This is a genomic window from Asaia bogorensis NBRC 16594 (assembly GCF_001547995.1).
Lineage (GTDB): Bacteria > Pseudomonadota > Alphaproteobacteria > Acetobacterales > Acetobacteraceae > Asaia > Asaia bogorensis.
On sequence record NZ_AP014690.1, the window covers coordinates 544,765 to 563,768 of the forward strand.

The following is a 19,004-nucleotide window of genomic DNA, read 5'->3' on the forward strand; positions in this document are numbered from 1 at the left end:
ACAGGCAGTATCAGGGGTGACGATGCGTAAAGAGGCGCACATTGCGTTCTTCGATGCCGAATTCGCGCAGGGCGGCAGCAAATTTCTCGAAATGGGGCGTCTTGAGATGCGCCTCGAAGGCAGCGCGTCCTGTATAGACCTCGTGCAGGACGATAATGTCGAGAGCGTCCTGCTGGGTGAGCACATCGAAGGCCAGGCAGCCCTCCTCGTCAGCAAGGGAACGATCGCTGTCATAACTGCAGATTTCGAGGAATTTATCGAAGTTTTCGGCCGGTGCGGCGAATTCAGCGATGACTGTGAAGCTTTCAGACATGAAACGAATCCGATCAGTTTCCGGAATTGACTTTTCTGCTCCAATTCTGCGAAGAGTAAACACCGATTCACGGGAGAGACCGGACAATTTTTCCGGCGCCGAAGGAGCAACCGCCCCGGAAACTCTCAGGCAAAAGGACCGCGATCGGCTGGAACTTCTGGAGAGAGGCATCCCTGTGGGGTGTCCGCCGACGGGATAGCGATCTCAGGCAAAGGCGACAGAAGGGGCGACGATTTTTTCGTTTTCTGCCTTGGGGGATTCCGCCCGTTGTCCGACGCGCTCTGTTTCACGCCGCTCAATGACCTGCATATCGAACTTGGCGCCCGTATGGTGCCGTTCGCAGGCTATTCCATGCCCCTGCAATACCCGGCCGGGCTCATGGCAGAGCACCTGCATACGCGCAAAAGCGCGGGGCTGTTCGATGTCTCCCATATGGGGCAGCTGCGTATCACACCAAAGCAGGGAACGCTGCACGATGCCGCCCTCGCGCTTGAGAGCCTGATTCCGGTCGATCTGGCCGGTCTGGGCGCCAACCGCCAGCGCTATGGCTTTCTCACCAACGACGCCGGCGGTATCCGCGACGATCTGATGGTCGCCAATATGGGCGACTGGCTGTTCGTGGTGGTCAACGCCTCCTGCAAGGCTGCCGATACCGCGTTGATGGAAGCGGCACTCGGGGATCGGGTGGTGATCGAGAAGCTCGATGATCGCGCCCTGCTGGCCCTTCAGGGGCCGGAAGCCGTCAACGTGCTTCAGGATCTCTGCCCCGAAGCCGCTGAAATGCGTTTCATGGACGCGATCGAGGCCGACATCGATGGTGTTGCCTGCACCCTGACCCGCTCGGGTTACACGGGTGAGGATGGCTATGAAATCGGCATCCCGGCCGAACATGCCGAGCAGATCGCCCGTGCGCTTCTGGCCGATGAGCGCGTTCTGCCTATCGGTCTCGGTGCGCGCGACAGCCTGCGTCTCGAATCCGGTCTGTGCCTGTACGGCAATGATCTGGATGAAACCACCACGCCCGTTGAAGCCGCCCTTGGCTGGGCTATGCAGAAGGCGCGCCGCGAAGGCGGCGCGCGTGCCGGGGGCTATCCGGGCGCCGAGATCATCATGAAGCAGGCGCGCGAAGGTGTGTCCCGCCTGCGCGTGGGTCTGGCAGCGGAAGGGCGTGCGCCCGTGCGCGCCGGCACCGAGCTTTTTGCCGATGAGGCTGGCACGCAGAAGGTGGGTGTCGTCACCTCCGGTGCCTTCGGTCCGAGCATCAACGCCCCTGTGGCGATGGGCTATGTCGAGACGGCTCATGCCGTCCTCGGCACCACGCTTTACGGCGCCCTGCGCGGCAAGTTCGTGCCGGTTCAGGTGCGCGCCCTGCCTTTCGTCCCGCCCGGCTTCAAACGCTGAAACCCGTCAACTGAGAGAACGCGATCAATGAGCACCACCTATTACACCCCGTCCCATGAATGGATCCGTCTCGAAGGCGATATCGCCACGGTCGGTATCACGGCCCATGCTTCCGACGAACTCGGCGAGCTGGTTTTTGTGGAAGCCAAGGACGAAGGCACTGAAGTGCCGCAAGGTGAGCCCGCCGCCGTTGTCGAATCCGTCAAGGCCGCTTCGGACATTTATGCCCCGGTGAGCGGCGTTCTGGCCGGGTTCAACACCCGTCTTTCCGACGAGCCGACCCTGGTCGGTACCGACCCGGAAGGCGAAGGCTGGATCTTCAAGCTGCGCGTGAGCGATACCGCCCAGCTCGAATCCCTGCTCGATGCGGATGCCTACAAGGCATCGCTCTGATCTGACCGCCGGGCTGGCTTGCCGGTCCGGCTTTTTTTGTACCGTCAGATCCGGATGGCCGGTCTGATGTTTCCTTCCGAGCACAGGGTGGCCCGTGCCGTCCTGACTCGTTTGCGTTCCTGACAAGGATCTGCCGAGACGTGACCCGTAACGCCCCACTCAATACGTCGCCCAATACATCGCTGTGGCCCGCGCATGAAGACGACCAGTTCGTCTCACGCCATAACGGCCCGCGCCCTGGCGAAGTCGTTTCCATGCTCAAGACGCTCGGTGTGCCAAGCATCGACGCGCTGATCGAGCAGACGGTGCCTTCTGCCATTCTGGACCGCAAGGCCTCTGGCGTCGGTCCCGCGCTGACCGAGAGCGAGGCGCTGGCGCGGCTCAAGCAGATTGCAAGCCGCAACGTGGTCATGCAATCCATGATCGGGCAGGGCTATCACGGCACGATCCTGCCCCCCGTGATCCAGCGCAACATTCTAGAAAATCCGGCCTGGTACACGGCCTATACGCCGTATCAGCCTGAAATCAGCCAGGGCCGTCTTGAAGCGCTGCTGAACTTCCAGACACTGGTCTGTGACCTGACCGGGCTCGATATCGCCAATGCCTCGCTTCTGGACGAGGCCACAGCCTGCGCCGAAGCCATGGCGCTCGCCCAGCGCAACGCCAAGACCAAAAGCACGGTATTCTTCGTCGATTCCGACACGCATCCCCAGACGCTTGCGGTGCTGCGGACGCGCGCCGAGCCTTTGGGCTGGACCATTCAGCTCGGTAACCCTGAAACCGATCTCGATCCGGCCGCCGTTTTTGGTGCGCTGCTTTCCTATCCGGGCAGCTCGGGTGAAGTGCGTGATTTCCGTGGGGTGATTGCCTCGCTGCACGAAAAGGGTGCCATTGCGGCCCTTACCTGCGACCCGCTGGCCCTTGTCATGCTCGAAGCGCCAGGCAAGCTGGGTGCCGATATCGCCATCGGCTCCATGCAGCGCTTTGGCGTACCAATGGGCTTCGGTGGCCCCCATGCCGGGTTCATGGCCGTGCGTGACGCCTATAAGCGCACCATGCCGGGCCGTCTGGTTGGCGTATCGCGTGACAGCCGCGGGGCTTCTGCCTATCGCCTTGCGCTTCAGACCCGCGAACAGCATATCCGCCGCGAGAAGGCGACCTCGAACATCTGCACGGCGCAGGTGCTTCTGGCGGTCATTGCCTCAATGTACGCCGTCTATCATGGGCCTGAGGGCCTGCGCGCCATTGCGCATCGTGTAAACCGCCTTGCCTCCATTCTCGCTGAAGGCCTGCGCGAACTCGCCGTCAAGGTCGAGACCAGCGTTTTCTTCGACACCATTACGGTCGAGGCCGGTGAATCCGCGGCTCTCGTTCTGGAGCGCGCCCGCAAGGCCGGAATCAATCTGCGCGATGCCGGTCAGGGGCGTCTTGGCATTGCGTGTGATGAAACCACTGAGGCGAGCCATATCAAGGCGCTGTGGCGCTGCTTCTGCCCCGATGAGGCGCGTCTTGCCGCGCTTGAGGCCAAGCTTGATGGCGCCACCACGATCCCGGAAGCGCTGACGCGCAGCGGGGCCTTCATGACGGCCGCCGTATTCCATGCGCATCGCTCCGAGACGGACCTGCTGCGCTATATGCGTCGTCTGTCCGACATGGATCTGGCGCTCGATCGCACCATGATTCCGCTCGGCTCCTGCACCATGAAGCTGAACGCCACAGCCGAAATGATCCCCATCACCTGGCCGGAATTCGGGGCGCTTCATCCCTTTGCGCCTGCCGATCAGACTGAAGGTTATCTCGAGTTGTTCGGTATCCTCGAACATGCGCTTTGCGCCGTGAGCGGGTATGACGCGGTTTCGCTCCAGCCCAATTCCGGTGCGCAGGGTGAATATGCCGGGCTTCTCGCCATTCGCGCCTATCATCAGGCCAATGGCCAGAGCGAACGCGATGTGTGCCTCATTCCGGCCTCGGCGCACGGCACCAACCCGGCTTCCGCCCAGATGGTCGGCATGCGCGTGGTCGTGACCGCCTGCGATGCCGCGGGCAATGTCGATCTGGAGGATCTGCGCAAGAAGATCGCGCAGCACGAAGGGCGCATTGCAGCCCTCATGCTCACCTATCCCTCGACGCATGGCGTGTATGAGGAAGCGGTGATGGAGATCTGTGATCTCGTTCACGAGGCTGGCGGTCAGGTCTATCTGGACGGCGCGAACATGAATGCGCAGGTCGGTCTGGCCCGCCCCGGGCTGTACGGCGCCGATGTGTCGCATTTCAACCTGCACAAGACCTTCTGCATCCCGCATGGCGGCGGCGGACCGGGCATGGGGCCGATCGGGGTCAAGGCGCATCTCGCCCCGCATCTGCCTGGCCGTCCTGAGCGCGGCGATGCTCGCGCCGTATCGGCTGCCCCTTTCGGTTCAGCTTCGATCCTGCCGATTTCGGTCGCGTATGTGCTCATGATGGGCGATGACGGCCTGCGGGAGGCCACTGAAATGGCCATCCTGAATGCCAATTACATCGCAGCACGCCTCGAGCCGCACTACCCCGTGCTTTATCGTGGCGCCAGTGGCCGCACGGCGCATGAATGCATCATCGACCTGCGTCCGCTCAAAGACGCTGTGGGCGTTACGGTGGATGACATCGCCAAGCGCCTGATCGACCATGGCTTCCATGCCCCGACGGTCAGCTTTCCTGTGGCAGGCACCTTCATGATCGAGCCCACCGAGTCCGAGGGCAAGGCTGAGCTCGATCGCTTCTGCGATGCCATGATCGCTATCCGTGAGGAGATCCGTGCGATCGAGTCCGGCAGCATTGCCATGGAAGCCAGCCCCCTGCGTCACGCGCCCCATAGCACTGCCGATCTGGTGGGTGAATGGGACCGCGAATACGACCGTATGCAGGGCTGCTTCCCCAACGGGCTGGACCGCGTGAAGTATTTCGCGCCGGTCAATCGTATCGACAATGCCTGGGGTGACCGTAATCTGGTCTGTTCCTGCCCGGATATCTCCAGCTACGCCGAAGCTGCGGAGTAAACCCGTCAGGTCCCTGCCGTGGAGTGCGGCAGGGAGCCGACTGAGGAAGCAGCAAGAGTCCTGCCGGTCGGGTATGCTTTATAGCGATGCGCCTTTTGGTCGCAGATCTGGAACGTCTCGTTAGCAGGACGTCCTGGCGCTGTCAGCCCCGATCATCGGCTGATTCCGATGACAATAGTCCTCCTCCATGGCGAGCATTGAGAACGTCGAAGCAATGACGCTCCCTGAGCGCATGACCAAGCTCGGCGATCGTCAAGGGTGTTCCTGAAGTCAGTTTCGGCTCGAGGCGCTTGGCCAGATGAGGCTTGATTCGTGTCTGGGGCCGGTGATTGAGATAGAAGAAAGAGTTGCTCACAGCATATTGCACCGTGGCCACCTGGTCTTCTGGATCAGGCATGAACTTCTTCAGATGGTCCAGAGCTTCGAACATCAATGTAATCACCCGGGGCTGTTCGAGCTCCTCAGGGATACAGAACAGTCCGATACGACGCATGACCGGGTAAGTTTCGGATGAAATCCTCGCCAGAAGTGGGCTTAGGGTCAATCCAAGAATGAGTGGCAAAAACCAGAACAGGATGGATACAGGCGTAAGCCGGTGATTTGAGAGCATGTCCAGCCGGACGAGTTGCTGCTCCGGCACGATAGAGATCTGGTAATTGACGTAGCAGGCAAGCAGCAGGCCCAGAAGCGTTACCCAGCCGAACTGGGTCCAGACATCTTTCCAGGGCGTGGCTGCATCATCGCGCTGCTGGGTGCCCCAGGAAATCGTGCTACGCCTCAGCCACAACCAAAAGAAACGTGAGAGACAGACCATGATGACCGGCGAAATGAAGAAAAAGAAAATCACTTCGAGCAGAGTCGAAAAGATGATCTTGTCCTGTCCCGCATAACGCATTGCCTCACGATGGCGCATATGTGTGGCGATCGCGATGATCCGGGGCAGGAAAAGAAATACGACCGTTGCACATAAAAGCATGAGAGCCGGAGCTTCGATCGACGTTATGAACTGAGGGGCAATAGTGCCTGATTGCAGGAATGACGTCGTGTTATGCAAGGCAATCAGCAGGAACACGCACCAGATTGGGCAGGTCAAATAGCCCATGACGCCATTGAAGAAGGTCTCCCGATGGAGCCCTGTGATCCCCTGCATCAGCAGAAAGCGCATGTGTTGAAGATTGCCCTGCATCCATCGGCGTTCACGTTGGAGGAACGAGCCGAGATTTGACGGGATTTCCTCGTAACTTCCTTCAATTTCGGGCAGGAACCAGACTTCATACCCGGCCCTCGACATCATGGCTGCTTCCAGAATGTCGTGGGAAAGAGGCTTGCCCCCCCAGGGAGCCGCCCCGGTAAGGGCGGGAAGCATACAATGCTGAACAAAAGGTTCCATGCGTATCATGGCATTATGCCCAACATAGGCAGCATGACCCATATGCATGGCGGTCATAGCGTGGGAGAAGGCTGTGCCGCAGATATGCGAAGTGAATTGCTGCATTCTGCCGAACAGACTGGTCCGCAGAATGGGCTTGGGGTTTGTTTGCAGAATGCCTAGTCTGTAATTGCCTTCCATCATGCGTAGAGTGGTATGGATCGCCTTGCCATCCATCAGCGAATCAGCATCCATCATCCACATGTAGCGATAGCGTTTGCTCCAACGTCTGCAGAAATCGACGATATTGCCCAGCTTTGCATGATGGTTCGAAGGGCGCCATCGGTAATATACACGCGCATCCGGGTGCATGGTGCGCAGGTTGTAAACAGCAGCCTGCTCAGCAACCCAGTATTCGATCTTGCGGGAGTCGGAGACGATAAACAGATCGTAAAGATGCGCGTGCTTCGGGGCGTGCTCGACGAGAGTTGTCCATGCAGCAGACAGACGTGCTGCGACCGCCGTCGCATCCTCATGATAGACAGGATAAATGATCGCGACGCGTGCCTCAGGGCCTGGATCGCGTGCGGTATGCATAGGGTGATAAGGGTTTCCCTCGGCCCCTTTCGAAGCGTGATAACTGCCGATGACGAGTTTATAGAAACTCGTCACCATCAGATAGATCATGAGAGCGTTGAGAGCACTCCATACCCAGTAGAACACTTGCCCCGATAGCGTGTGAGCGCCAATCTGGAAGTGCATTGTCGAGTATGTCAGCCAGACCATGATGAAGGTTGTCAGAAACGTCGCTAGTCTGGCCCGGAGGCGTCGACGCGATGCAACGCGTATCCAGTCCGGCGGCGTGCCCGCTGGCAAATCGTTCTGTTTGAAACGGGCGAACATCGCGCGGACGTTATGTTTCCAGCGTGTTTCGACATAGGGCGCACCAATCGGGAACCGCTCTGGCGCAGGGGTCAACTCATCCGGATAGTGGCTATCCAGCCAGTGTTCCAGTTCTTCGTGTGACCTGATGGTGGGGCCAATGGCGGCAGCATCATCAGGATGGATGCCCCCATCGATCAGAAAACGGGTGAAATCGGTCATGCGCGTCAGATATCCTGGATTCTCCGCTGCTGGAGCAGAGCGAGCGGTCTTCTTTATCGGGCGACGGCAGCAATCAGCCCAAGCTGCAAAAAGGTCGTGATCACGCGTTCGACCGGAACAATGGGCGCTTCACCGACATAGACGACGTCTTCATCCTCGATAGGAAAACGCTGCGCGGTAATCAGGCCATCGCCTGAATGCATCGGGAAGACATAGAGTATAGGCGTGACGGTACCCGCTGTGCGACGCAATACGAAGATCTCACGATCATTGGCGGTTTCAACATTCAGGCCCTGAGCGGCTGCAATCACCTGGATAAGGGTCGGCGATTCCGAGAAGCCAAGCAGCGTGTTATGGGTAATACCACCACCAAGAGTCGTGACGCGCACGCTCGCATCATGTCTTACGATCAGATGATCGCCGGGTCGCAAGGGAATGTCCTGCTCAAGCGCCTCCAGCATAGGAAGGCGCGCGATGGTCTGGTTATGTCTCGAGACGCTCACAGAGGCATCGGCATGATCACCGGCAGCATTGTTCTTGGCGCTGAAAACCGTGGTTCCGTCGCCCATCGCTGCGGTCAGCGCGCGTGCCATCGTCACCCCTCCCGCATTCCAGGGCAGAACAATCGGCCGTCCGGTCGCTCCTGTCACGATGATGCCGTCTGAGTCGGCGCTCTCGCCCGTAGCCGGCCCGGATGTCAGGGCAACCGCAGGGTTTTGCATGGTGCCGAGCTTCTGATAGGCCCTTGTCAGGACTTCCTGTGCGTGCGGCACGCTCATGCCAACGACACGAACCTTATGCACGTAGGGCAGCGTGATCGTACCGTCGCTTGCCACCGAAAACGTACCGATATCGGTGACTGTGGGCCCTGGCGCTGATGACACATCGCCTTCTTGGCCGGCACCCTGGGAGAATATCCACAGACCGACATGAATTGTGTCGCCCACGCCAAGCTTGTGATCGTGTGCGAAGCTGCCACGACCGCGAATGGCAGATAGTGCCTGTCTGAGTCGTTCGTCACGGCGGGTTCTGGCGCTCTGGGCCAGTGTGTCAACAAGCGAGCGCGTTGCCGGTATGATTGTAACGTCGGGAGTTTTCTTCAACGCTTTCACGGAGGGGCCAGCCTCTGGCATCGTGCAGGCAGCAAGGCTCAGGCCGGCTGCCAGAGACAGGAGGAGATGATAGGGCGGGATACGCATGATAGGTCTTTCGAGACTGTTGCCCGCGTCATGACGGGCATGGGCCTGACAAGGGCTCGAATTGGCCATGTAAGCCGCTCCCTCAGGCGATTGCCTGCGAAGGCCACGGCGCTACACGTCTGTACGGAGCGATCAACGTGTGGGACGCGCCACCGCGATCACCAGGGCACTTATGCAAAACACGAGGAATATATTGAACAGGCGGTTTGGATACTCTGACCCCTGAAGCAGAGATGGATATCCGATCTTGTGTATATAATAGTGATCCTGGCTGGCTTTGATGCTCGATTGCATCAGGGCCGCCTGGGCCTGTGCCAGAAGGCGCGCATCGATATCCTGCTTCGTCTCAAGCGCGGCGAATTCGGCCGAGGTCTGATTGATCTCGGCTATATTGCCGTGGGCCTTGTCGATCATGGAATCGATGATGGAAAGCTGTGAGGTGAAAGCCTTTGCGGCTATGCTGTTCGGGGTTGCACCAAGGAGTCCTGCTATCTTGGCAGACGTGTCCAGGCGTTTGAGCAAAAGCTCGGTCATATGGGTCGTCATTGTCGTGAAATAGGAGGCGGGTTGATAGATGCCGGTTCTGACCCTGAACGCCTGCAATGTCCGTTGGTCCTCCTGGAGTGCCTTCTCGAGACGTTCGACCTCGCCATTGGCGGCGCTGGTATAGTCGACTTGCTCACGACGGTTCAGGTTGCGGATATGGTCGACCGTATCGTTGAGAATGAAGAGGGCAACATCATGGGCCTGTTGGGCCGTCGGTCCATGTACGGCAATTTCCGCGATGCCGCTCTTGCTGATCGTAACCTGCGCAGCCTTTTTATAACTCGACCATAGTGCGATATCGCTGTGTGAAAACATGCTGCCGAAGCTGCCAAAACGGCTGATGAAATCGTATTGCTTGTATTGCGCAGCAAGATCGAAATGTGAGTCGACACGTTTGAATTCATCAGGAGTGGCGATGAAATCCTGTACGACGTAGGCGCCCGTCCCGCCAGATGCAGAATATCCAGTCAGCAGCGAAGCCAAGGCATCACTGCTGCGCCCTGACCCGGATACTTCAAGTGACGCATGGGATACATAGATGGGAGAAGCGATCAGGCCATAATAGACAATGGCAAAAATGTTGGGGAGGCCAAACAGCAACCAGAAACGTTTATATTGCCATAATTTCTTCGGTTTTGCCGGAGCTGGTTTCTCGATAGGAGGTTCCACAATCGCGGGATAGACGCGACGAGGAACTTGAGTATCACGGCCACTAATTTTAGAAGAATTTGACACGTTCTGCAGCGTCCATTATGGTGTAATCAACTATATGGCCACAAACAGACAATATAATACAATAAACATACAACAATAGTATCGTATCTTCTTTGTGTATGCCGTTGTGTGCCTGAACGAAATGTTCAATCCCGTTGAAAGGACTTAGTAATAATCTGTTGGCAATTCAATAACGACATTTGTTTGTTATCAACAAATAAACGTTAATAATCGTTTAATATAGTTTTATACAACAAATTAATATTGTAACATCATGATGTTATATTTATATACATGAATCTATACTTGTCCCATCATGTGAGAAGTTTTCGTTTGTAAGATTTGTATATTATATTACGATTTATCTAGTTGGTTTTGGAGTTCGTTGGGGATCGCGCTCTGCTCGGTTGCGGAGTAACCGTTAAGTCTCACGTAAAAGCTGTGTACTCCTGCATTAAGATACAGATGAGACCGAGCTGGCAGTATCAAGGTTCATGGTCACTCAAATAGACGCATGTTTTCTTTTCCGTATCGGAAAGTTGAGTTTCGTAAGCTGGGGCGCACCCGTGCCACGAGCAAAAGCCGTAGCTTCCAATGGGCACCCTTGGCGATCATGAAGCTCTGTGGAGGCGTAAATGCATTTTGCACCCCAAGGCGCGGGATGGAGAGTCAACGAGCATTTATTTGCGATGATGTTTGAGAGAGCTGCTACCCGATAAGGTCCGAGCTTTCTGCTGAGATAGGGATACAGTCGCAAGGTGTCATGCTTGCGCAAATGTGGTGCGGGTCAAGACGTCTATAAACGGGGTGACCCGCTCACCTTGGTTTGGGACTCGTGAAAAACGAGTGGCCGCCTTATCTTCTATCCTGCCTTACATGCACCCAAACACCGTCTGTCAGTTCGACAAGGCGTTGCGGCGTCATGCGCACCGAGGCTGTGATCGATCCGGCGGCGGGGATAATTTCCTCGAAGGCGCGCAGGGATTCGTCGCAATAGACCGGGAGAGGTGCGGGCAGGCCAAAGGGGCAGACACCGCCCACAGGGTGACTGGTGACGTCCATCACAGCTTCGGGTCCCAAAAAGCGGGGTTTGCCGCCCAGAGCCTCGCGGGCGCGCTTGTTATCGAGCCGCGCTGTTCCAGCCATGACGACCAGGACAATACGCCCGCCTACATCCACGCAAAGGGTTTTCGCGATCTGGTCTGGTACGACACCGTGCACATCGGCCGCTTCGAGAACGGTGGCGGTGCTGCGGCCGTCATCGATGATCGACAGATCGGGGGCGAGGCGGGCGAGTTCGTCGCGAACGGAGTCCAGGCTCATACGGGTCTCAGCGTCTGATCAGGATGTAGTTAATCGTGAGGTCGATATCGAAATGGTCGCCCTTCATATCGGGCGGAACGGGTGGCAGATGCGCGCCCTGGAACATGCCTGTCGTTGCGGCATCAAGCGAGTAGGAGCCCGACTGCCCAGTAAGGCGCACTGATTTCACACGGCCTGTGCGGTCGAGCACGACATGAACAGAAGAGGGGCCGTCTTCGCCGTTCTTGATGGCGTCCTCAGGGTAATAGAGGTGCGCACGGATCCAGCGGTCGATCTCGCTGCCATAATCGTCGCTCACGCCGCGTATGGAGTTGCGCGTCATGAAGGGCGCATTGATCTGGCCATTGGTCGAAAGCGGGCCGAGCGACATGTCGATGGGCGCACCCGAGCCGCCACGGCGTCCACGCTGGCGGCGCGGGGTGGAGGGGGCCTCGCCGAAATCGAGCGTCGTCATGTTTGCAAACGGGTTATCCGACTGTTTCGTGGTCGGGCGTCGGCTGGAGCGATGGCTGTGGGCACGCGTCTGGGTTTTCGTACCCGATTTGGCGATGCCGGGGCTTACGGGCCGGTCGGTCTGTGTCTTGGGAATTTCGGTTGAGGGACCATCGGGCACAGGGGGGGCTGCAGGCGGTGTTGGCGTGGGCATGGCCGGGGTGGGCGTAGATTCGGCTTGGTCTGGCTGCTGTTCCTGCTCCTTCTCGGGGCTGGAAGCTGAAGGCGCATCATGACTCTGCGATGGTTTTTCCTCACCGCCGGGTTTGTCTTCATGCGGCCCCGCCATGCCACTGCGCGAGGGCGGCGCAAACATCATCTCGACCTGTGGCTGTTCGATTCCCTCCGGCAGGCCTCGCGCATGGCGGGCGCCTTCATAGATCAGCAGGCCCAGGATGATTGCGTGCGTAATGGCCGAGGCAATGAGAACGGTGACAACGCCCTGATCTTCCAGAATCTGGGGGCGAATGAGCGACGCGCCAGCCGGTTTGAGATCGGGTTCAAGCCCGGTCTTTGGCTCGTAATGGGTCAGGGGTGCGCGCGTGCCACGCATCGGGGGCAGGGCGCGCATCGACTTTGCCGTTGGTGCATAAAGCAACGGCTCGTTTCGTGCCCGTTTTCTATCCGGGCGCGGCATAGGGGCCGCACCGGATGAAGGGGGCGCCGGATCGACGGGTCGGGTGCGTTTCAGAAGAACACCTGCAAGAATCAGAACACACGCCGCCACGTGGCCGGGCAGGGAGATTTCCCTGGATCACGACACGATCTGGCATCTGGCGCTATCATGACATTGGACCCATGATCTTGCCAAGCGCGTGAACGTCTTGCCTGTTACATAAGAGGAAAAACCGGTGCTCGAAGACCCAGCTCTCTATGCCTGTCTCGGGCAGGATCCGGCTCTGGCGGAAGTCATGGCCCGCATCGGCCCCTGCCGCCTGCGGGGGGCTGATGGCAAGACACCCTATCAGGCCCTGATACGGGCCATCATCGGCCAGCAGCTCCACGGGCGCGCGGCAGAGGCCATACTGGGGCGCGTCTGTGCCCTGTCAGGCGGAGACATGCCCGAGCCCGGCTTTCTGCTTTCCCTGCCGGAAGAAACGCTCAGGGGCTGCGGTCTTTCTGCGGCCAAGTATCTCGCTTTACGTGGCCTCGCGCAGGCGCGTCTGGACGGCATCGTGCCAGGTTCCACAGAGGCCGCCTTGCTGGACGACGAAACCCTGATCGCCCGGTTGACTGCGTTGAGGGGGGTGGGGCGCTGGACCGTAGAGATGTTACTCATCTTTACACTGGGACGGCACGATGTGCTGCCTGTCGATGACTTTGCCGTACGGGCAGGATGGCAAAAACTGCGCGGCCTCGATTTGCCTCCGAAGCCGGCGCAATTGCGGGTTGAGGGCGCACGTTTCACGCCTTGGCGCTCTGCACTGGCATGGTATCTGTGGCGTCTCTCGGAGGAAGGAAAGTCGGTGCGTAATGCCCTGACCGGATGAAACGGGGGGCTGTCCCGGCTCATTGAGTCTTCCACCTGTCGAGATAAGGCCCGCGAGGAGAATTCCCCCTCGCCTTGAGGGTATCAGCGCCCTGAGAGGGTGGGTATCAGGGACAGGAGGAAATGGAGCCCCGGTGTGATGGCGGAAAGCGGGACGCGCTCATTGAGCCCATGGCTGAAGTTATCCGAGGCTTTCATGAAAATCGGGCAGGCGCCATAACTCGGTATCCCGCGCGCTCTGAACCACATGCTGTCGCTCGCCCCCGAACTCATGCTCGGAAAAACTGGCACGTCCGGATAAGCAGTTTGCGCTGCGCGGGTTACGGCGCTGGCAAAGGGCGTATCGAGCGGTGAAGGCTGTGTCTCGACCGTACCAGCGCTCTGATCCTGAAGATGGATGGAGGGGTCCGCTATGATCTCGATCAGGTCGTGAATGATGTCGAGACGCGAATGACCGGGAAAGATGCGGCAATTGATGTTGGCATCGGCATGCTGGGGCAGCGCATTGAGCGCATGGCCACCACGGATGGTTGTTGCAACACAGGTCGTGCCAATGCTGCCCACCAGAGAGGGCTCGGCGCGCAGGATCGAAACGGCTTTGGCATTGTCAGGCGTTGCAGCAAAGACCCGCATGGCCGCAGCAAGGCGTGGGGACGAGAAACGTGCAGCATTCATGAAATAGCTGCGTGTCAGCGCATTAAGTTCCGGCCGAAAGGGATGGGCCTGGATCTTGAGCAGGGCCGCTGCCAGCACGTTGATGGCGTTGCGCGGGCGTGGCTCGGAGGAATGCCCGCCTGGGTCTGTTACGCTGAGATTGATATCAGCGTAAGTCTTCTCGGCGCCGGACCATGTGTAGAAGAGGGGGCGGTTTGTCTCCTCATCCAGCACACCTCCCCCAACATCGAGGTTGAGAACCTCGGCGGCATTGGAGAACATACGGGCCAGGGTCTGGCCCGTTTTCATTTCCGTTTCCTCATCGCCTGATAACGCCAGGATGATCTTGCGATCCGGAACGAAGCCTTGCTGCCTGAGATGAATGAGCGCCGTAATCGCAAGAGCGTTGCTCATCTTCATGTCGCTCGCCCCGCGACCATAAAGATAGCCATTCTCCGTGACGGGCTTGAACGGGTCGTGCATCCAGTCAGAGGGATTGGCCGCAACGACGTCCATATGGCCTGAAATCACCAGCGGTTTGAGCGACGGGTCATGACCTTGCCAGCGTAAAACCAGATAGGCGGTATCATCCTGTCGGGTAATGGTGATGGTGTCAGCGGCAAAGCCGCCATTGATCAGGGCCGTCTGGTAGAGATCGGCCACGGCCGGGGTTTCATTATTGGCACCCGCGACGGAGTGAAACGCCATGGAGGCCTGGGCGAGATTGAGCGCCTGGAGTCCTTCACGGGTTAGGGCGGGAAGAGGCTCGGCCCGCGCATGCCCAACCTGGGCATAGCCAGCCTGGAACAGCAGCAGCAACAGGGCAGCGCGTTTGATCATGGCGGGTCGAAACCTTGGTGCAAAAAGGCGAGTGGTCATATCGTATCGATGAAAGCGAGCATTTTCTCGGTGAACAGCTTGGGATTATCCGCGTGGAGCCAGTGCCCAGCATCGGGGATCGTTTCCAGACGATAATGAGGAAAGAGCCGCCTCATGACCGGTTCATGATCCTTGCCGATATAAGGCGAATGCTCGCCACGCAGAAAAAGCGTCGGCCCTTCATAAACATAGCCTTCGGGCATGTAAGGCCAGTTCTCGATGTTGGGCATCGAGTTGGTGATGTCCTGCAGGCCGATCTGCCAGCCCGGATCGCTGCCGAGGCGAACATTCTGGAGCATCAGGTCACGCACACTTCGGTTGGGAATTTCCCGGGCGAGAAGCTGGTCGGCTTCCTGCCGGTCGAGATGGTCGGGAAAGTGGATATGCAGCATCGCTTCCGCCAGGGCGGCTTGCCCAAAGCCGGTGCGGGCCGGTGCCATATCGCCGATCAGCAGCCCTGCCACGAGCTCGGGATATTGCAGCGCCATGATCATGGCGAGCTTGCCGCCCATGGAATGGCCCACCAGTATGGCGGGCAGGGCTTCCTGCGCACGCAGGGTTTCCACCACATCATCCACCATGGTCGGGTAGTCCATCGGCCCGTGAGGGCTCTCGCCATGATTGCGTAAGTCGAGCGCAAGCGTGCGATGGGTACGCGCCACCTGGCGCTGGAGGAACCCCATATTGCGTGCGCGTCCGAACAGGCCATGCAGGAACACGACCGGCGGATGACCCGCGGGCTGGGCCGGGAGGCGCTCGATAACGTTCAGAAGCACGATGGGTGAGTCCTTATGAGCAGAGGGACGACGGGGGCCATTGCGTGAAGCGCTGCCCGATGGGGGCAGCAATGCGGCCGGTATGGGGCCTTGAAGGCGGAATGGAGCGGAAGTCTGGGGTTTTCTGTTGCCTGCGACAAGTCCGGACGACAATAAGGACAGCGCTTTCCTTCGGTCCTCAAAGTCATGTCAGGATCTCTCTTGGGTTCAGGGTTCCACAGAACTGCGCGGCGACAGGCTTTTAGGCGTATTCGCCACAGGGTGCATGTGCCCTACTATGCCCGCGCCCTCGTCCGATCCAATGAAATCTGGTTGACTGTCCTATCATCTTGTGTCGGAATTTTTGCTGGATTGAGTGTCTGGCTCATGACGCGGGCAACGCTGCTGGCCCACAGGCTGCTTTACGACCTGCATAATGATGGCAGACTTTCAGGGCTTGACCGTCTCGACCCTTGGCGCACCGTGCTCATGCCCTGCCTTGGCGGTCTTGCGCTCGGCATGTTCGGGCTGATCGTCGCGCGGCGCTACCGACATCGCCCCGTTGATCCGATCGAGGCCAATGCCCTTCACGGTGGGCGTATGTCGGTGCGTGACAGTGCCATCGTGGCGTTTCAGACCTTCATGTCCAATGGCTGTGGTGCCTCGCTCGGCCTAGAAGCCGGGTTCTCGCAGATTGCTGCGGCTCTGGGCTCACGATGTGGCGCTCTGTTCCGCGTGCGCCGCGCCGATATGCGTATCCTGGTGGGATGCGGTGCGGGGGGCGCTATTGGCGCGGCGTTCGATGCTCCCCTGGCAGGGGCCTTCTATGCCTTTGAGCTGGTGATCGGGACGTATTCTCTCGTCAATCTGGCCCCTGTCGCGATCGCGAGCATCAGTGCTGTCGGTGTTGTGCGCCTGCTTGGCGGGGTAACAGCGACAGTCACCATGCTACCGCATGCTGCTTTGGGAATGCGTGACAGCCTGCCGGTTATGCTGCTTGGCGTCACATGTGGTCTCGCGGGCATTGCCGTCATGTATGGCGTGACATTTGCCGAGGGCCTGTTCAGGCGGCTGTCTCTGCCGGGCTGGGTCAGGCCCGGTCTGGGCGGGTTGATGGTGGGTGCCCTCGCCCTTTACTCGCCATCCATCCTGTCTGCGGGCCACGCAGCCGTCCGCAAGGTGCTGGTCGAAGGGTTGCCAGTCTCGACACTCGTCATTTTGCTGGTGTTCAAGGCTGTTGCCTCGTCCATCTCGATCGGGAGCGGCTTTCGCGGCGGCCTTTTCTTCGCCTCGCTTTTTCTCGGCGTGTTGTCAGGGTCGATTTTCGGGCATGGGCTGACAGCGCTCTTCCCGGCAGCCTTGTCAATGACCACCTGCGCCATTCTCGGCATGAGTGCCACGGCGGTGGCGATCATCGGTGTGCCGATGACCATGACCTGCCTTATCCTTGAGATGACGGCTGATCTCTCTCTGGCAAGCGGTGTTCTGCTGGCCAGTGTGATGTCCCTGCTCACGGTGCGGCGTCTGTTTGGCTACTCATTTGCCACATGGCGTTTCCATCAACGCGGCGAATCGATTCGCTCTGCCATCGATATCAGCTGGCTGCGTGAACTGACCGTGGGGCGGATGATGCGCCAGGAGATGACCTGCTTCACCCCCGACACCCTGCTTGGCCAGGCGCGGCAATGCTGCCCTCTTGGTGCAACGCCGCAGATCGTGCTCGTTGATGCATCCGGAACATATCGTGGGATCGTACTTCTCTCCGAGGTCCATGCGCCCGATCACCCCGATGACAGGATGCTTGGCGACCTGGCCCTACATCAGAATTTGACGCTGCTGCCGGAGATGACCTGCCGGGAAGCAGCCGCATTTTTCGAGCAGGCCGAGGCCGATGCCCTTGTTGTGATCGCCGATCGTCTCTCGCGTCGTGTCGTGGGGCTGCTGAGCGAGAAATATGTGCTGCGTCGTTACGCAGAGGCACTGGACAGAACGAGACGTGAGCTGACAGGCGAGGTGAGGGGCCAGTAACGCAGTCATGACAGGGCCAAGAAATCATTGTCCTGCAGTTACGAGGCGTTGACACGACACGTCGACATGGGTAGCAGACGCGCACCAAGGACTCCCCGCACAGGGGAGAAAAGCGAGGTATGGAATCGTGGGCGCACAGGACGACCTGAACGTTTCCTCGCAGGCGGAGCAAGGCGCCGACAGCTTCAACAAGAGGCTGGCCGATGCAGAACTCCGGATGCGCGGCAAAAGCGGAAAGTCGGACTCGGTTTCCACAGGGGATGAAAGCAATGCCGATTATTCGGCATTCGGGCTGGCAATGCGGATCGGGACCGAAATGGTCGCGGCGCTGGTTGTCGGTGTGGTTATGGGATACGGGCTTGATCGCCTGTGTGGCACCAGACCGCTCTTCCTGATCCTGTTCTCGCTCATCGGCGGTGCAGCAGGAATGCTGAATGTCTGGCGTGCGGTGAAAAACGCCAACGTCTGACGGGGTGAAGCCGCAAGCTGCACCCTTTAAACTGTGAGTTTCATGGATTTCCGGCATGAGCCTGGAAGTCTGCATCGTAAACGGGAGAGGCAGCTTGGCCGCCGGATCAACGATTGACGCGCTCGGCCAGTTCGAGCTTCATCCTGTTCTCGGGCAGATTGGCGAGGCGCTGCGCTTCAGTCAGTCTCCGGCTTTCATGCTGGTGGCTGTCATCCTTGTTCTGGCCTTCCTGTATATCGGCATGCGCCCCGCGGCTGTTGTCCCGGGTCGTCTGCAGGCAGCAGCCGAACTGGGCTATGACTTCATCCATAACATGGCGACAGAGACGATCGGTAAGGAAGGCACGGCCTTCTTCCCGTTCGTATTCGCGCTGTTCTTCTTCATTTTGGCCGGTAACTATCTCGGCCTGATCCCGTATTGCTTCACCTTTACCAGCCATATTGCCGTGACCGTGTCGCTGGCCCTGCTGGTTTTTGTGGTGTCTATTCTCGCTTCGCTGAAGCACCAGGGTTTCAAGTTCTTCGCGCATTTCCTGCCCGATGGCGCCCCTGTGTTCCTCGCGCCGCTTCTGGTGCCGATCGAGATCCTTTCTTTCCTTTCGCGACCTGTCAGCCTGTCGATCCGACTTTTCGCCAACATGATGGCTGGTCACGTTCTGCTCGAAGTTTTCGCCGGCTTTACCCTGATGCTGGCGGGTCTTGGGGCATTCGGGTCGGTGCTGGCTGTGGCGCCTGTCGTCATCAATGTCGCACTGACGGCTCTGGAATTGCTGGTGGGCGTTCTGCAGGCTTATGTGTTCGCCATCCTCACCTGCATTTATCTGCGTGAGGCTGTGGCGCACTGA

Annotated in this window: 15 protein-coding genes and 1 riboswitch; of the genes, 7 read left to right on the forward strand and 8 right to left on the reverse strand. The window is 58.9% G+C overall.

The window, feature by feature from the left end; all coding sequences use genetic code 11:
- Nucleotides 1-10: 10 nt before the first annotated feature.
- Complete coding sequence (locus Asbog_RS02450; protein WP_062163964.1) at nt 11-313, reverse strand: putative quinol monooxygenase; 303 nt, start codon at nt 311-313, stop codon at nt 11-13.
- A gap of 60 nt (nt 314-373) precedes the next feature.
- A riboswitch (glycine riboswitch) is annotated at nt 374-464 on the forward strand.
- Between the two features lie 116 nt (nt 465-580).
- Between Asbog_RS02450 and gcvT the strand changes: the two genes are divergently transcribed.
- From gcvT to gcvP, 3 genes are all read left to right on the forward strand, one after another.
- Entirely contained in the window at nt 581-1,714 is a 1,134-nt protein-coding gene (gene gcvT, locus Asbog_RS02455; RefSeq protein ID WP_062165663.1) for a glycine cleavage system aminomethyltransferase GcvT, read from the forward strand.
- Between the two features lie 27 nt (nt 1,715-1,741).
- Nucleotides 1,742-2,107, forward strand: a complete 366-nt coding sequence (gene gcvH / locus Asbog_RS02460) for a glycine cleavage system protein GcvH (protein ID WP_062163965.1) — start codon at nt 1,742-1,744, stop codon at nt 2,105-2,107.
- A gap of 140 nt (nt 2,108-2,247) precedes the next feature.
- The gene (gcvP, locus tag Asbog_RS02465; protein ID WP_062163966.1) at nt 2,248-5,139 is read left to right on the forward strand and encodes an aminomethyl-transferring glycine dehydrogenase; all 2,892 of its coding nucleotides are present in this window, start codon (nt 2,248-2,250) and stop codon (nt 5,137-5,139) included.
- Between the two features lie 142 nt (nt 5,140-5,281).
- Here the strand turns inward: gcvP and mdoH are convergent, their stop codons facing one another.
- From mdoH to Asbog_RS02490, 5 genes are all read right to left on the reverse strand, one after another.
- Nucleotides 5,282-7,612: a glucans biosynthesis glucosyltransferase MdoH gene (mdoH, locus tag Asbog_RS02470; protein WP_062163967.1), complete on the reverse strand. Its 2,331-nt coding sequence runs from the start codon at nt 7,610-7,612 to the stop codon at nt 5,282-5,284.
- A gap of 53 nt (nt 7,613-7,665) precedes the next feature.
- The gene (locus Asbog_RS02475; RefSeq protein WP_062163968.1) at nt 7,666-8,880 is read right to left on the reverse strand and encodes a polysaccharide biosynthesis/export family protein; all 1,215 of its coding nucleotides are present in this window, start codon (nt 8,878-8,880) and stop codon (nt 7,666-7,668) included.
- A 63-nt stretch (nt 8,881-8,943) separates the two neighbouring features.
- Nucleotides 8,944-9,840, reverse strand: a complete 897-nt coding sequence (locus Asbog_RS02480; RefSeq protein WP_146926446.1) for a hypothetical protein — start codon at nt 9,838-9,840, stop codon at nt 8,944-8,946.
- 1,086 nt (nt 9,841-10,926) lie between these two features.
- A complete protein-coding gene (locus Asbog_RS02485; protein ID WP_062163970.1) occupies nt 10,927-11,394 on the reverse strand; it encodes a YbaK/EbsC family protein in 468 nt (155 codons plus the stop codon).
- A 7-nt stretch (nt 11,395-11,401) separates the two neighbouring features.
- Nucleotides 11,402-12,457 (reverse strand): energy transducer TonB, encoded by a 1,056-nt coding sequence (locus Asbog_RS02490; RefSeq protein WP_231944638.1) that lies wholly within the window; start codon nt 12,455-12,457, stop codon nt 11,402-11,404.
- Between the two features lie 280 nt (nt 12,458-12,737).
- Between Asbog_RS02490 and Asbog_RS02495 the strand changes: the two genes are divergently transcribed.
- Entirely contained in the window at nt 12,738-13,376 is a 639-nt protein-coding gene (locus Asbog_RS02495; protein ID WP_371861655.1) for a DNA-3-methyladenine glycosylase family protein, read from the forward strand.
- A gap of 83 nt (nt 13,377-13,459) precedes the next feature.
- On the opposite strand, the gene Asbog_RS02500 is transcribed toward Asbog_RS02495, so the two are convergent.
- On the reverse strand, nt 13,460-14,869 hold the full coding sequence (locus tag Asbog_RS02500) for a M20/M25/M40 family metallo-hydrolase (protein WP_083510664.1): 1,410 nt from the start codon (nt 14,867-14,869) through the stop codon (nt 13,460-13,462).
- Between the two features lie 35 nt (nt 14,870-14,904).
- Nucleotides 14,905-15,684, reverse strand: coding sequence for an alpha/beta fold hydrolase (locus Asbog_RS02505; RefSeq protein ID WP_062163971.1), 780 nt, complete (start codon nt 15,682-15,684; stop codon nt 14,905-14,907).
- Between the two features lie 366 nt (nt 15,685-16,050).
- On the opposite strand from Asbog_RS02505, the gene Asbog_RS02510 reads away from it, so the two are divergent.
- The 3 genes from Asbog_RS02510 (at nt 16,051) to Asbog_RS02520 (ending at nt 19,004) form a co-directional block, all read left to right on the forward strand.
- Nucleotides 16,051-17,691, forward strand: a complete 1,641-nt coding sequence (locus Asbog_RS02510; protein ID WP_231944639.1) for a chloride channel protein — start codon at nt 16,051-16,053, stop codon at nt 17,689-17,691.
- A 127-nt stretch (nt 17,692-17,818) separates the two neighbouring features.
- Nucleotides 17,819-18,160 (forward strand): AtpZ/AtpI family protein, encoded by a 342-nt coding sequence (locus Asbog_RS02515; RefSeq protein WP_231944640.1) that lies wholly within the window; start codon nt 17,819-17,821, stop codon nt 18,158-18,160.
- A gap of 94 nt (nt 18,161-18,254) precedes the next feature.
- Nucleotides 18,255-19,004, forward strand: coding sequence for a F0F1 ATP synthase subunit A (locus tag Asbog_RS02520; RefSeq protein WP_062165669.1), 750 nt, complete (start codon nt 18,255-18,257; stop codon nt 19,002-19,004).